At 65.1% G+C, this 15695-nt stretch carries 10 protein-coding genes and 1 tRNA gene; all 11 read right to left on the bottom strand.

Annotated features, from left to right (window positions below):
- Window positions 1–79: 79 nt before the first annotated feature.
- On the bottom strand, window positions 80–1081 hold the full coding sequence (locus tag LRH25_RS28195; RefSeq protein WP_170200707.1) for an AraC family transcriptional regulator: 1002 nt from the start codon (window positions 1079–1081) through the stop codon (window positions 80–82).
- A gap of 282 nt (window positions 1082–1363) precedes the next feature.
- Window positions 1364–2590, bottom strand: coding sequence for a sensor domain-containing diguanylate cyclase (locus LRH25_RS28190; protein ID WP_170200706.1), 1227 nt, complete (start codon window positions 2588–2590; stop codon window positions 1364–1366).
- Window positions 2591–2836: 246 nt separating this feature from the next.
- Window positions 2837–5326 carry a PAS domain-containing sensor histidine kinase gene (locus LRH25_RS28185; RefSeq protein WP_231012962.1) on the bottom strand — a complete coding sequence of 830 codons (2490 nt, stop codon included), beginning with the start codon at window positions 5324–5326 and terminating at the stop codon, window positions 2837–2839.
- A 241-nt stretch (window positions 5327–5567) separates the two neighbouring features.
- Window positions 5568–6095 carry a response regulator gene (locus LRH25_RS28180; RefSeq protein WP_231012961.1) on the bottom strand — a complete coding sequence of 176 codons (528 nt, stop codon included), beginning with the start codon at window positions 6093–6095 and terminating at the stop codon, window positions 5568–5570.
- A gap of 25 nt (window positions 6096–6120) precedes the next feature.
- A complete protein-coding gene (locus LRH25_RS28175) occupies window positions 6121–7203 on the bottom strand; it encodes an HD-GYP domain-containing protein (protein ID WP_170200703.1) in 1083 nt (360 codons plus the stop codon).
- A gap of 184 nt (window positions 7204–7387) precedes the next feature.
- On the bottom strand, window positions 7388–8026 hold the full coding sequence (locus LRH25_RS28170; protein WP_141284628.1) for a response regulator: 639 nt from the start codon (window positions 8024–8026) through the stop codon (window positions 7388–7390).
- The gene (locus tag LRH25_RS28165; RefSeq protein WP_170200702.1) at window positions 8027–12103 is read right to left on the bottom strand and encodes a PAS domain S-box protein; all 4077 of its coding nucleotides are present in this window, start codon (window positions 12101–12103) and stop codon (window positions 8027–8029) included.
- 854 nt (window positions 12104–12957) lie between these two features.
- Window positions 12958–13032, bottom strand: a tRNA-Val gene (locus LRH25_RS28160).
- Window positions 13033–13114: 82 nt separating this feature from the next.
- Window positions 13115–13822, bottom strand: a complete 708-nt coding sequence (gene dnaQ / locus LRH25_RS28155) for a DNA polymerase III subunit epsilon (RefSeq protein WP_141284624.1) — start codon at window positions 13820–13822, stop codon at window positions 13115–13117.
- 31 nt (window positions 13823–13853) lie between these two features.
- The gene (locus LRH25_RS28150) at window positions 13854–14852 is read right to left on the bottom strand and encodes a tetratricopeptide repeat protein (protein WP_231012960.1); all 999 of its coding nucleotides are present in this window, start codon (window positions 14850–14852) and stop codon (window positions 13854–13856) included.
- Window positions 14852–15682, bottom strand: coding sequence for a prolipoprotein diacylglyceryl transferase (lgt, locus tag LRH25_RS28145; RefSeq protein WP_141289015.1), 831 nt, complete (start codon window positions 15680–15682; stop codon window positions 14852–14854). The genes LRH25_RS28150 and lgt overlap by 1 nt, the downstream gene beginning before the upstream one ends.
- Between the last annotated feature and the right edge of the window lie 13 nt (window positions 15683–15695).

Raw genomic sequence — 15695 nt, 5'->3', positions numbered from 1 at the left:
TTCAGAGCTGGCGCGAAATGACGCGTCGGCGACTGGCCGCCTCATCCGAGCGCCCGATCGGCGCGCTGGCGCGAAAAGACTAGGCGCGCAGCCTGCGAGGCGGCGTCGACTGCCGGTGGATCTCCGCTACCGAGGACAGGTCGGTCGGCCAGGGCGCCCGTCCTTCGCGCATGGCCGCCGGTACTGCACCGAACCAGCGTCGAAAGGCCCGACTCAAGTTGTTGCCGTCGTGATAGCCGAGCTCTCTGGCAATCTGTTCCAGCGTGGCATCGGTGTGTCGCACATGCCAAAGGGCCTGGCATCTGCGCACGCGGTCGAGCAATGCCTGGAAGCTGGTGCCCTCGTCCTTGAGACGTCGATTCAGCGTACGAGGCGAAACGCCGAGGGAGGCGGCCACTTCAGCCAGCGACCACGCATCGGCGCCCAGCAGTTGCAACAGGTTCTCGACGCGGGCCACGGCGGTATATCGCGCTATCTCAATTCGCTCCTGCTGTTCGCATTCGCGCCATGCAGATGCAAACGCAGCAGGCGCCGCGGTCGGACAGGGGGCGTCCAGCAAGGCGTTGGGCAACCAATAGGCCATGCGTCCTGTGCCAAAGCGTACCTTCCCTGCAAGTGCGTCGTAGGCACGCCGCCACGCCGGCGCAGCCCATGGGACCTCGAGAACGGCCTCCCGTTGCCTCTGCCCGGACACAGCGGCCATCACAGAGCTGAACGACGCGGCCACATGGTCGAGCACAAACGCCCGCACGTCGCCGAGTGAAATGCTGGGCTCGAAGACCAGCCACGTCCCGTCCGCTGTGACTTGCTGCACAAGTTGCACAGCACCGGAACGAAACGGCATGAAGCGAACCAGCACGTCGAGGGTCTGACGCAAATTTGCGCTCGTCGAGAGGGCATACCCGATCGCGCCGTGCGACGCCATCTGCACCTGCGCACCGGTCTCAAGGGCAAATGTCGGCCGCCCCGCTGCACGTTGGGCGCCGACGATGATGCTGCGAACGATGCGCAGCGGCAGCATCTCCTCCGCACGCGCGAGCACTGGCCCACTGATGCCCGCGGCAGACAGCAAAGCGTCCACGTCCTTGCCTTCCGCCCTCAGGGCAGCACAAAGCATGCGAACGTATGCCGGATGGACGCAAGGTCTCAGATCGGCCTGCTCACGAACGAGGATTGGAAGGGTCATCTGCAGGTCGCTTGCGTGAGAATTGCCAACTCCTGCTGCTGCTGGAGTTCGTGCGGACCACGGAATCTACGCACCTTGCCCGTCGGCCAGTCGCGATGAGATGCCAGTGCGCAGCGCTTCATGATCCGCTTGCGGGGGCGGAAACGATTGACCATTCGCATCGGAACGCAGCAATGATCAAGATCGCTGCACGAGGTCGCTCTGCTTGCGACGTTGCTTCTGGGCGTACATCAATGCGTCCGCGCGGCGCAGCAGATCATCCGCTGTCGCGCCATCGTCGGGGAACTGCGCCACCCCAGCCGAGGCTCGCACACCGATGCTCACTCCACCGAAGCTGACCGGTTCCGCGATCTTTTCAACCAGGCGGGCCGCGACATTTCGTGCCACCCCTTGGCTGGAGACGCCTTCCAGCAGCACCACGAATTCATCCCCTGCCAATCGCGCTGCGATGTCCGAACTGCCAACGCCGTGAGTCAGCCGTTGTCCCACCGCCTTCAGGATGGCATCGCCAGCGGCGTGACCATAGGTGTCATTGATGGCCTTGAAGCCATCGAGGTCGATGAACACGACAGCGAAGGGAGTCGGCAGCGTCGGCGAGTGGCGGGCGATCCACTCCGGCATCACGCTCAGCACACGACGCCGGTTCGCGATGCCGGTCATCGGATCGTGAAGGACCTCGTGGCGCAGGGCGCTCGCCAGGGCATCCACTGAGAGGTTCTTCAGGATGCCGACAAACAGCCGGTCCGCCCCACTCCGCAGACTGGCCACCTGCAGGAACAGCGGAAAACGCCGACCGTCCTTGGCCCGCCCCACAAGCTCCCGGCCCTGGCCGATGATGTGCTCCGTGCCCGTCGTGAGATAGCGCCGCAGATGGCCGTCGTGCTGACTCGCATCCGCGCCCTCCATCAGCACCGACACGTTGCGGCCAACGACATCCATCGGGGTGTAGCCGAACATGTCCTGCGCGGCCTTGTTGAAACTCAGTATCACGCCAGTTTCGTCAATGCTGACAATGCCGTCGAAAGTGCAGTTCAGGATGCCGTTCAACTTGTCGCTGCGCAGCTTCTGCTGGATCAGCACCCGCAATCTTGATCGCACCGTCACGGGATCCGACACGAGCAGGAAGTCATCTGCGCCCAGTGCCAACGCTGTCTCGATATCGGCGCTCGTGCGGCAGCACGCGATCAGCGGCGTCCACATGCCGTTTGGCTTGCGCGCGGCGACGAAGGCCTTCACGAATCCCATCGACTGTGGCGTGAAGTCGAGGACCACGAGGGCCACGGCAGACGCACGCTGCAACAACTCGTCGTGAGCGCCCAGTCGCGCGACTTGCAAGTCAAGGCCCGTCTGGAGCAGGATTGCGTCGTCAAGCAAGGGCTGCGCGGGCTCGCAGATGTAGAGCACAGTAGATTCATGTGTTGGCTTCATTCGGCTTGGTGTTTTCCGGATCAAGGAAACTGTTCGAGGACATCGATGGGCGCGCAGACAGCGCCGATTGGAGAGGGCGTCCGCCCATGTGCATGAGGCGACACAGCGGGACCTCTCCCGCGCCCTGATCGCAGGCTGCGCCGTGGTGTCCACCCGAGCGGTACTTCGCGCCCGCTCCCGTATCGTTCAGCGTCGCGACACATCGACGCGAGTCCATGACCGTCAAGGACACGGCGCATCATCGGTCCGATCACCAGCCATGCGCGCAGGCGCTGACGGAGCAGTCCCGCCCACAGCGTCCGCCAAGCCCGGTTTCGAAGCGCCACGGGATGGGAAGGGCTCGATGGGTGGCGTAGCGGCTTCCTCTTCGGAGACCGCACGTCGCAACGCTGACTCAGCCGGCCGCAGCAGCATCGAAAAGCAGGTTCCAATTCCGGGCGTACTGGACACGCCGACATGACCGCCGGCCTGATGCACCAAGCTGTGGACCATCGCCAAGCCCAGGCCGGTGCCCTTCCCCACTTCCTTGGTGGTGAAGAACGGATCGAAGACGCGTGCCATCAACGCCGGAGGAATACCGGCACCGTTGTCGCGTACCCGCAGCGCCACATGTGGGCCGTGCACACGCTGACCACAGCTTGTGCACTCGAAGTCCGCCAGCGCAACTCGAGCGAGCTCGATGTCGATTTCGCCGACGCCGCCCACGGCGTCGCGCGCATTGATGACCAGATTCGTCAGCGCCTGATGCAGGTCAACCTCGGTGAAGTACGCGTCAGGCAGCGTCGGTTCAACGTGCAACGAAATCTTCGCCGTCGGCGGCAGGGTCGACGCGAGCATGCGAAGCACCTCCTCGACCACCGGGCGCAGGGTTCGCGACTGCGGCGCTTGGGCCGGCGCGGGCCGCGAGAACCGCATCAGACGCTCGATCAGGTCGCGCCCTCGTTCGCTGACGCGGGCAATTTCACGCAGGTAGGTCATCACCTTGCCCGACGGATCATCGATACGGCGCTCCAGTGCCAGCGTCGACAGTCCAAGAATGCCGGCCAGCATGTTGTTGAAATCGTGGGCGATGCCACCTGTCAGCTGGCCAAGGGCCTCCATCTTCTGAGCCTGCATCAGTTGGCGCTGGAGCCGCGCCTGCTCATGCTCGGCATTGCGCCGGTCGGTCAGGTCCTCGACGATCGACCAGATGCAGGGCTGGCCGTTGAATTCGATGCGAACGCCGTTGAGACGTACCGGCCGCAGTCCACCATCGCGGCACTTGTACTCTTTCTCGTAGGGCCCGTAGCGGCCGACAGACTGCAGGAGCTCGAGATTTCTCCGCTCGTCGCTCTCATGTTCGGATGGCGTCAGGTCCCAGTAGCTGAGAGCGTGCAGCGATTGGGCGTCATAACCGGTAAGCTCCATGAAGGAGTTGTTGAAGTCCAGGAAGTTGCCGTTGATGTCGGTCAGGGCGATGCCCAGCGGGGACATGTCGTACAGCTTGCGCAGCTTCTCTTCGCCGTGACGCAACGCAGCCTCCGAGCGCTTGTGCTCGGTCATGTCGCGCAAGAAGCCGACGAAGCGGCGTCCTCCGAGATCCGGCATTTCACCGACGCGGACATGGACGGACACCAGGCTCCCGTCCTTGCGCAGCGCCTGGACCTCCCGACCGGCAGCGGTCATTCCCCGCCGTCCGTGTCCGTACCCCTGCATGTAGCCCCCGTGAAGGCTTGCCATGGCCGGCGGCATCAGTTGGCCGAGCGTCATGCCCTCTAGCTCGTCCGGCGAGTAACCCAGCAACTCGTTCACACGCGGGTTTGCGCGCAGGATGCGTCCGATCTCGTCCGTCACGATGATCGCGTCCGGTGCGCTGTCGACGAGTCGACGCAGAGACTCTTCGCTGTGACGCCCCCGCTCTTCCGCCCGAGCGCGCTCGGTCAGATCATCTCCCACCCAGACGTGTCCCTTCAGCGCCCCCTGATCGTCGTGCACCGGGGTCGACCTTCTGTCGTCGATGTAGCAACCGCCGTCGTTGCGTCGCACCGGCAACTGCCCGCGCCAGGGCTGCGCTGATTGCATCGCGCGGTCAAGTGCGTCGTAACTCGGCCTTGCGCCCACCGCCTCCAGGACGCGCGTCGGCTGGCCCAGAAGTTCCTCGGCAGGGTAACCGGTGACACGGCACATCGCTGCATTCACCCAGCGGATTCGGCCGTCCACACCTGACACCAAGATGGGGCTCGCGACGGCCTGCAGCGCGTTCGCGAGTTCGCCAAGCCTCAGCAGCGGCTGGCGAAGCGTCTGTTGCAGCACCAGTCGATAGAGCACGATGACCGCAGCGAATTCGTAGAGGCTTCCGCAGAGGGCGAGGACACCATCTCCTGTGGCCTGGACCGCCACGGCCAGCTGACCGACGAGCGCCAGCCCCGCGGCGGTGCGCAGATAGGCTCGCGTCATCGACGGCTGCCGACCCTCCCGGTGCCAAGCCAGCATCGTGGCGGCCGCGAGCGCTGAGAGCGCCAGCTCCGCTCCCGGCCACGCCCGCAACAAGGAGAGACCACCGCCGACGCAGAGGACCGTCAAAAATGTGAGCAGGCGCTGATAGCGAGCTGGATGTTTCGACGACGGCACCGTCAGCGCAGCGATGATGCCAAGAGCGACCAGCAGCGAAGCAGCCCCGCGCGATGCGTCGAGCAAACGCAGCAGTGCCGCCCCCAGCAGGAAGTCGGTCATCCAGAGCAAACCCGCGGGCCGTCGAGCCTTGTCCTGGCCCCACAGTATCGAAAACGCAAGAGCGGCTACGAGGGCAGTCGCCCCCGTCACATACGGCTGCAGCAATGCAGGAATGAGCCAGGAGGCGCGCGGGAGCGCGAGCACCCCGATCAGTGGCAGCACGGCCGCCGCGGTACCGAGGCCCGCCATCGCCAGCGGCGAGAGCGGTCGGCGCGTTCGGGGTAAAGCTGCCGTCACGGCGTCAATGCCCGTCGCAGCCGCGCACCGCGCGCAGCAGGGCCTGCGCATCGAAAGGTTTGCGAAAGAAGTGCTGCACGCCGATGGCGAGCGCACCCCGCTCGTCGATCACGTCGCAGTAACCCGTGCAAAGGATCACGCGCACCTGCGGCCTGAGCCTCAGCATCGCACTTGCCAGCACGTCACCGCTGAGCTTGGGCATGCGCTGGTCGGTAACGACGACATCGACGCGTCGGGGGTCGGCTTCATAGGCATGCAGCGCCGCCTGCGGATCGGCGAAAGTGGTGACCGCGAATCCATGTTCGTGCAGCAGTTCGCCAAGATACAAGGCGACGATCGGGTCGTCGTCCACGACCCACACACGGGTCGGCGGACCCGATTCAATTCGGATCGGCACGCCGACCCTCATCGGCGACGGCCCGAAAGCGCCATCCGCGATGCCGAACAGGACGCGCAAGCTGACGCTTCGCCGCGGCGCGGGGATCAGCCGATCAGCCGCGCGGCGCTGGGCGGAAGGGGGAAGTCGATTCATGCTCAATCTCCCTGGGATCGCTGCATCACGCGGTCTTCACGCCGGACAGCCCATCGACAACGCGTCGGAACAGGCTCTCTCCGAGGTCATCGTTCGCATCAGCATCGACGTTAAGCTGTTCCGGATGCCGTCGAACAAGCGCCACGAAGGCGGCCACGATGCGTGGATCGCGCCAACCGCGTGCCGCCTCGGACTCCAGGATCTCTAGCGCCCGCTCGGGAGGGAACGGCTCCTTGTACGGGCGCGCAAAGCGCAGCGCGTCATAGATGTCGACAACCTGGAAAACGCGCGCGAGCAGCGGGATCGCTTCACCTGCCAGGCCGTCCGGATAGCCGCTGCCATCCCATCGCTCGTGATGGTGACGCACGATCGGCACCGTCAGCCGCATGCTCTTGAGCCCGTCAACGAGGCTGGCACCGATGACCGTGTGCTGTCGCATCACCTTCCATTCGTCATCGTCCAATGCGCCCGCCTTCATGAGGATCGCGTCCGGGATGCCGAGCTTGCCGATGTCGTGCAATACGCCGCCACGCCGCAATGCCAGCAGCTCAGGCGCCGTCAGTCCCATCGCCTGGCCCAGCAACACGCTGTTACGCGACAGGCGAGAACAATGGTCGCCGGTGTTCTCGTCTTTGGCTTCGACCAACCGGGCGAGTGCGAACAGCAACGACTCGGCGCTGTCGAGCTGATCGGTTGCGCGCTTTCGTTGCGCCGCCGAGTCGACGCGTGCCTGGAGTTCGGCGGGCAGGTATGGCTTGCGAACGAAATCGTTGGCACCGGCCTGCAGGCTGGCCATCAGGTCATCCGATCCACCGCTGCCCGTGACGATCAGTACGGGCAGCAGCGTCAGTCCGAGGTCGCGGCGAATGCGGCGACAGACCTCATCGCCGCCAATGTCAGGCATGCTTTTGTCGAGCAGCACGATGTCGAAGTCTTGCTCGCGCAATCTTGCCAACGCAGCGGCGCCACTGCCAGCCACCGTGACGATATAACGTGGCGCTTCGAGGATCTCACCCACCATCAGGCATTGCAGGGGATCGTCGTCGACCGCGAGAACCCGGTACGGCAGCCGATCATGCGCACTCCAGGACACGTCCGTCACCGTCATCCGTCTGCTCCATTCGCGCCCGCACGATGGCGACGTCATGGCGACTCGGCCGGGCATGCGCCGATCATCACCCGCCGGTGATTTTTCGTCTGTCGGGACCTCGGCGAACCTCGTGTCGGCCGCCACGTCGCCCTGCTCGGGAAACGCTGTACGCAGTGTCAGCGAATCCTGAGTGTCACTCGCGTCAGTCGGTTGTCAGCCCGTGCCGAAGCGCGTACTTCAACAGCTCAGCGTTGTTGTTGAGATCCAGCTTCTGCATCAGACGCATCTTGTGCGTGCTGACGGTCTTCGGGCTCAGGTGCAGGCGGTCGGCGATCTCGCCCAGAGGAAGCCCACTGCTGATCATCTGGAGAATCTGAAGCTCACGTGGCGAGAGCTGCTGGCGGCGATCACTTTCGTCGACATTGGCGTTGAACACCACGGAATCGACGAGCGCCGGATCGATGAAACGCCCGCCCCCGAGCACTTTGCGCAGCGCGCAGAGGAGCGTGTCCGGATGGCAGTCTTTCGTGATGTAGCCCGCGGCGCCGGACTTCAGCGCACGCGCGACGATCTGACCCTCGTTGTGCATGGACAGCACCAGGATGGGCAAGTCGCTGCGCTGGACACGCAAGCGCTGAATCAGTTCGATGCCACTCAGACCCGGCATCGCCATGTCCATCAGGACCAGATCCGCGGGGACGCGGCGCAGCAGTGCCTGCAACTCCTCGCCCGTGGCCGCCTCACCGCTGACCCTCAGGGTGCTGACGCTCTCAATCAACTGGCGCAGGCCGCTGCGCACGAGGCCGTGGTCATCGGCGATGACGATGTTGTGCGGTTCCATCTAGGGCTCCTGCAGTTCACTCAAAGGCAATTCGACATCGATGGTGGTCCCGCTCCCAAGGCGACTTCGCAGACTCAGCCGAGCACCGATCTTCAGGGCCCGCTCGCGCATGCCGAGCAGACCGAAGCTGCCGCGTCTCTCCTGCGCCATGGCCGGATCGAAGCCCACGCCGTCATCGCGCACGGTCAGGTGCAGCGAGTCACCATCGGTGGCGATTCGGATGTCGACGCGTCGCGCGTGTGCATGCCGGGCCACGTTGGTGAGGGACTCCTGGACGACCCTGAAGAGCGCGGTCGAACGTGCATCGCTGATGACGACTTCCCGGCCGTCGAGCTGCACTTCGCAGGGCATCTCCCATCGCAGGCCGAAATCCTCGGCCAGCCACTCGATCGCGGCGACCAGCCCGAAGTCGAGGGCGGAAGGTCGCAGGTTGCTCGCGACGTGGCGCACCACGTCGAGCGTCCCGTCGACCATGACACTCATCCGTTCGGCCTGTGCGGCGAGCTCGAGATTGGCGGCGAAGCGTCGTCGGAGCAGCGACAATTCCATCTTCAACGCAGTCAGGGCCTGACCAAGCTCGTCGTGGACCTCCCGTGCGATATGGCGCCGCTCCTGTTCGATCAACTCCTCCTCGTTGGCGGACAGGGCCCGCAGACGCTGACGCGAGAGCACAAGTTCGTTCTCGACTCGCTTGCGCTCGGTAATGTCCTGAAGCACGCCCACCAAGCGGGGTGCCTCGCCGGCGCGGCGCTCGCCTTGCTGGTGCACGAAGCGCTCACCACCGTCGTCAAGCACCAGCCGGTAATCGATGGCCAGCGCGCCCCTCCCCAGCAGCGCCGTGCTCAGCGCCGAGTGAACCCTGTCGCGGTCCTCGGGATGCACGCGAGCCAACCAGTCGGCGCCGACGACGGGGCCCGAAGGACTCGCCGGCAGCCCCAGCATCTTCCGACCCTGCTCTGACAGAAGCACTTCATCATGCGCCGGGTCCCATTCCCAGTCAGCAAGCTGCGCAATGCGATGTGCATTCACCAGGCGCGCCTCGCTGGCTTGCAATGCCTGCTGGAAGCGGTGGCTGCGGTCGATGTCCAGCACCTGAACCACGAACTGGTGCTGTTCGTTCCCTGGAAAGCGCAACCGTGAAACGACCACCAGCACCCAGACCGAGCGGCCGTCACCGCGACGCCAGCGACGCTCGACATGGTGCTTGTCGATCTCGCCGGCACGCATGCGGCCGAGAGAAGCCAGATCTTCCGCCACCGGACCGGGCTCGCCGACGTCGACCAGCGTCATGCCCAGCAGCGCCGCTTCCTCACGACCAAGCAGCTCGCAGAGTGCCTGATTGACTCGCTCGAATCGGCCGGCTGCATCCCACACGGCCATGCCCAGTGCTGCGGAATCGAACAGGCTCTCGAAGAAGTTTTTCGCCGCAATGATCGCGGCCTCGGCGCGGAGCATCGTGGTGAGGTCTTCGTTGACCGCAATCGCGCCCTGGATAACGCCGTCGTCGTTCACCAGGGGCACCGCGGCGTTCATCAGCGTCCGCCGCGAACCGTCGGCTGTCTCGATCTCGATCAGTTCACCAATCGTGGCCTCGCCGGTGCGGATCGCCCGCATCATCGGATAGTCGTCCGGCGCAACCAGCTGGCCAGTCACGACGCGGCGCGCTCTGTGGCCGACCGGCCGGCCGTCGCACAGAGGGACGGGCCCGTGCCACAGCCGCTCGACGGCCGGGTTCATGGCAACCACTCGGCCGTCGGCATCAGCGATCCAGACCCCAACCGGCAAGGACTTCAGGACCAACTGCAGCAAGGCCTCATTGCGCTGCAATGCCTCACGTGCTCGCCGTTGCTCGCTCATGTCCTGCACGTTGACCACGTGAAAGCGCTGGCCATCAGCACTGCCAACGTCTGTGGCATCAATCAGGACGGGAAAGATGCTGCCGTCGCGCCGCATGTGCCACGACTCGAAACGGTGATGCCCTTGAGCGTGCGCTCGCTCGTCGTGTGCCGGCAGGTTTGCGCGCGACTGTGGGGCAACCACGTCGAGCACCGGCCGCTGCTTCAGCTCGTCGACGGTGTATCCATGCATGCTCGCGAACGCCGGGTTCATCAACTCCAGCCGCAGGCCGTCGTCGGAAACGGCCGCGACTCCCCAATTGGCATGGAAGAAGATGCGCTCCCAGCGAGCGAGCTCAGCACGCTGCGCCTGCTCACGCCGCAGGTCTCGGATGATGAGGACCGCGCACCGCACGCCCTCGAAATCGAAGCTTTCGACAAGTACTTCCACTGGAATGCCGTCGCCGGACGCGGTCAGCAAGATCGCCTCGCTCGTGCCGGGAAGGGCTTGCCACGGCACCTCACCGCGGGCGGCGGCAACCAGCCCGTTGACGGATTGCCCTTCCAGCTGCGCACCGCTGAAACCGGACAACACCTGAACTCCGGCATTGCTGGTGCGGATCCGGCCGTGCGCGTCGAGCGTGACAACACCACGAGGCAGATGTTCGAGCGTCGCCTGGATGTGTGCCTTCGCGTAGCGCAAGGACTGCAGTTGCGGAAACGCGCGCCGGTAGAGCAAACCCGCGCCGGTGGCGCCCAGCGCCAGCAACATCAGCAGCACCAAAGGCAAGCTGCCCATCAGGCGTCCGATCAGCGGAGCGAGCAGCATCTTCTGCGCCACACCGAGCCCGGTCACACCAACGGGTGCATAGCCGACCACGGCTGCGGCCAACGCCGGATCCCGCAGCAACAGCACCCCGTCCCCACCGTTCCAAGCACGCTGGATGGGCCAGGGTTGATCGTCGCTCCGCCGCGGAAGCGGCATCACGTGTCCCGACGGTCGCCCTCGCGACAGACACTGCGCACCGGCTGCGCCTGCGTCGGCGCACAACATCGCGTCGGCGCTCGTCCCGAAGAGTTCCTCTGACGGCATCTGCGCCTCGGCGTGAAAGGGCCGGATCTGGATCGCCAGCTTCTCATCCGCGCGTCCTGCGGTCGAGCGCTCGATCTGCAGAACGAGACCATTGGGGTCGAGGATGGACATGCCGGGTTGTCCGACAAGGTGCAGCTGCGGCCCGGCCACATCATGAAATGTCCCCTCGGTCAACGCCGGGGACCCCGGCACCACCAGCCGGATGCCCACCTGGCCCAGTGGGTCCAGCTGTTGGCGCAGTTCGCGCAGCCACTCCAGCCGCGCCGCCGCGTCTGCGCCGGCGCCCTCGGAGAACGGGAAGGCTGCCGCGCCACGGTCAGCCGCGGCGCTGACTCGCATGATCAGTTCGTTGAGGGCGAGTGCCTGACCCAGAGCGCTGCGATGCAGCATTGGCTTGGCAGATTCGACCGCGCTTGCCGTCACCAACCCCGCGATGAGCATCGCTGCCAAGCCGATGCCACCGAACAGCATCGCCAGATACGACGCGAAGATTTGGCGATCCTCACGGGCGTCATAGAAGGCACGGATGGCCGGCTGCCGGTAGACGCGCAACGTGGCCGCTAGCGCGAGCAAGGACATCACCAGCGTGGTCGGCCACGACAGCCCTGGATCGAGAGGCAACCAGTCGAGAAGCAGACGAGCCGGCAGGAGCGCACACAACGCGGCGCCGGAAATGATCCACAGTGGTGCCAACGTGCACTGCATCGCGACGGCTTCAATACCGCGCAGAGGCATGTGCAGGGGCAAGAGGGTTAGCGCGAGGCAGACAAGCCCGACTGCCAGCCCGATTCCGGTCAACGGCCCGAAGCGCCCACTGGCGGCCGCAGACGTGCCGCTCATGACATCTCTGAGGATGAGCCCAGAGACGAACACCAGTGCCAGGATCGTGGCTGCGCGAGCGATGGCCGCCATCCAGTTTGAGCGCCAGGCAAGCCCGGAGATGGCCGTGAGCACAAGGGCGAAAGCCAGCGCGCCGCGCAGTTCAGGTGCGGGCACAGTGGGCGCCCAGCGGGCGCCGAGCAGTGGCGCCCCGAGGCCATAAGTCGCCGCCAACAACGCGGCGGCCACGGCGGCAACCAGTTCCCAGCGCTCGGCAACACCGGTCACGTGCGGCGCGCCGCGCGCTCGGGCGAGTTGTTCGGGGGGCATGGATCCTGGCGCGCAGCGCATCGAGGGTTGATCGAGGGTTGCCGCGGCTCTGGCATCCATTCGCAAGCTCGGATGCCGGCTTAGCGGAGCAGCAGACATGACACGCCACACCAACAGTGGGCCACGAACTGCTCGCAACGCCCATCAGGGCATGCTGGTTCGGCGTGAGGAAATCCTGACGGACGGACTACTTTCCTAGTCTTTGAATCTAGGCCATGAGGAGATCAATGCCTTGATCGACAGCAAGAGAATATGGAGGTTCGCAGCCGCGGCTCTCGTCGGTTCGGCGTTGGCGACTTCCACTTGCCGGTGGAATAAGAAGCAATGTCGAGCAGGCCAGACCACCCAGACAGCCGGGCCCAGTCAGGGAGAAGGCAAGGCTTGCTCGGCGAGTAGCAGCCCGGCACTGGAAAACAGGCTGGTGCCGCGAGCGCCAAGGCTCCATGACAACCGGGGCCACGCGTGACGACTGCCCCTGCCGACACAAGCTACAGTGTTATGGCTGCATGCTCTGCCTACAAGAATGCTCAGCGAAACCCGGCTTGGTTTGCCTGCGGGGTTTCCTGTGGGGTTTTTGGAACGACGCAGACGAAATATGAAAGCACGACAGGCCCTTGGCTTCGCACTCGAAGTTCAGGTGCAGAAGGTTGACTGAGCGCCCGCGCAGGTAGGTGGCGGCGAATCAATCACTGTCGACACCGACTACTCACAGAAGGCTTGCGCCGTCCGCAACTCGGATGTCTGAACCAGCTTAAGGTGCTTATTTCCGAAGCGCCTTTTCCCCACTTTTTCCCCACCACCACGAAAAACGCCACCCGAAGGTGGCGTAAGTCGTTGATTTACCGGGTAAATCCTGGTGGGCGGTGCAGGGTTCGAACCTGCGACCCCTGCCGTGTGAAGGCAGTGCTCTACCGCTGAGCTAACCGCCCGAAAACTGAGGGCGCCTTGGTCAAAATCAGCAGCGATTTGCTTGATTTTTTGAAGGATCTTTTGTTCCCGGGAAGCCTTGCATTATGCCATGACTTTTCGCCAGATCGCAAGCCCTCCGGCGGATTTGTCGAGTTCCTTCAATACCGTCTCGTGGAGCAGCAGTTCGGCCTCGTCGGCCTCCAGCACCGGCAGCATGAAGCCTGAAAGGTCGATCTGCGCCACGGCCAAGCCGGGACCGCTGCCGCTGTCGGCGGAGTCGATCATCAGCGTGTTCTGGCCACGCGTGAGGCGGATGTAGACCTCGGCCAGCAGGCCCGCGTCCAGCAGCGCGCCGTGCAGCATGCGGTTGGAGTTGTCGACCTCCAGGCGTTTGCACAGGGCGTCCAGCGAGTTGCTCTTGCCGGGGAACATCTCGCGTGCCATGAACAGCGAGTCGGTGATGCGGCCGACATGCTCGGCAAAACGTGGGCGGCCGATGCGACGCAGTTCTTCGTCCAGGAAGCCGACGTCGAAGCTGGCGTTGTGGATGATGATTTCGGCGCCACCGACGAAGTCCATCAGGTCGTCGGCCACGGCGGCGAAGACCGGCTTGTCGGCCAGGAATTCGTCGGTCAGGCCGTGGATGCGGATCGCATCCTCGCTGCCCTTACGCTCAGGGTTCAGGTAGAAGTGCCGGTGCTCGCCGGTGAGGCGGCGGCCGACCATTTCGACACAGCCGACTTCGACGATGCGGTCACCGGTCTCGGGCGACAGGCCGGTGGTTTCTGTGTCCAGGAAGATCTGGCGCATGCGGGTTCTCTCGCTCTTTGGTTCGCGCAGCTCAGCCGAGTTCGGCCAGCCGCTTCTTGATGTCTTCGACGTTCTGCGGGTTCGGATTCACCGAGCCCAGGTAGCGCTTGTACGCTGCCCTGGCCTGCGTGGTGTCGCCCTTGCCCTGCAGTGCCACGCCAACGCGGTAGTCGATCGGGAAATTCTCATGGCCAGGCAGTGACTCGGCCAGCTTCAGCTCGGCCAGCGCCGCATCCCACTGCTGCAACTCGGACAGGGCCCGCGCCAGGCTGTAGTGCGGGCCAGGTTGCTCGGGCCGTTCGTGCACCATGCGCTCGAACAGCTCGCGCGCCTTGGCCGCCTGCCTGTCCTGCAGCAGGGCCAGCCCCAGCGCATTCCACTGCCCTCGCAGCTCGACTGCCAGCTCCAGGTCACCGCCCGGCTGCACCGAGGCGAGCAGGCGCTCGGCATCGGCCAGCTTCGTGCGGTACAGCTGCACCATGGCGGTCAACAGCTTGCCGTATTCGGCGGCCCGTGCGCTCTCGGCCTGTGCGATCTCGCTGGCCTTGGCGACGCTGCCGCCAACAATGCCGGGCACCATCAGGTAGTACTGAACCAGCCCGGCGCGGGCCGGCGCGAAGGCCGGGTCCAGTTCCAGCGCCTTGGCGAATTCGTCGCGCACCTTGCCGACGCCAAACGCGGCTTTCATGATGCCCTGGGCCAGGATGTTGATGGCCGTGACCGCGCCCACGCCGTAGTGGCATGCGGCCACCTGCGGCGTCTTCTGCACGCAGGCCTCGAACTTCGCCAGAGCGGCATCGCGGCGGGCGGCGGCGTCGGGCACATTGCGGCCGACCACGCTCTCCAGGTAGGCCAGCCAGGCCGGGCCGTCATCCGGGTGCGCCGCCAGGCGCGTTGTGGCGGCCTGCTCCAGCTCGACCAGCTTGTGCGCGTCGGCCAGGGCCTGGAGTTGCGGGTCGCGCAGGCCTTCAGCGCGCGCGCCCTGCGTGGCCAGCAGCGTGGCCAACGCCAGTGCGGCCGGCCAGCGCATCAGGCGTGCGCCGCTGCCGGCAGCGGCTGATTGCGGCTCCAGGCAAACAGCAGTGCGCCGCCAATGATCATCGGCAGGCACAGCCACTGGCCCATGCTCATGTTCAGCGCCAACAGGCCGAGGAAGCTGTCCGGCTCTCGGAAGTATTCGGCAATGAAGCGGAACAGGCCGTAGCCGACCAGGAAGGCGGCAGACACCTCGGCTCGGCGGCGCGGCTTGCTGCCGAACCACCACAGCAGCCCGAACAGCAACATGCCTTCCAGCAGGAACTGGTAGACCTGCGAAGGATGCCGGGGCGTGAGGCTGCCGGACTGTGGGAAGATCATCGCCCACGGCAGCGACGGATCGGCCTCGCGGCCCCAAAGCTCCCCGTTGATGAAGTTGCCGACGCGGCCGCTGGCAAGGCCGGTGGGCACGCAGGGCGCGATCAGGTCGGTCACGTCCCAGAACGAACGGCGGCGCAGCAAAGCGAAGACGAACATCGCGGCGATCACGCCCAGCAGCCCGCCATGGAAGGACATGCCGCCCTTCCAGACCGCGAACACCTCCAGCGGGTGCTGCAGGTAGTACATCGGCTTGTAGAACAGCGTGTAGCCAATGCGGCCGCCCAGCACCACGCCGACCACACCGAAGAACAGCAGGTCCTCCACGTCCCGCCGCGTCCAGCCGGCGTTGGCGAACCAGGGTTTTTTCACGCGCCGCGCGCCCAGGTACAGGAACAGCGCAAAGGCGACCAGGTAGGTGATGCCGTACCAGTGGATCTGGACGGGCACGCCGAATCGCGTGAGGTCCAGCGCGATGGGGTTGAACTGAGGGTGCATCAAAGGCATGGGGCGGGATGAT

It is taken from the genome of Ideonella azotifigens (assembly GCF_021043325.1).
GTDB classification, from domain to species: domain Bacteria; phylum Pseudomonadota; class Gammaproteobacteria; order Burkholderiales; family Burkholderiaceae_C; genus Ideonella; species Ideonella azotifigens.
The sequence above is the reverse complement of the archived record's forward strand: the minus strand, read 5'-3'. Positions and strand labels throughout refer to the sequence as shown.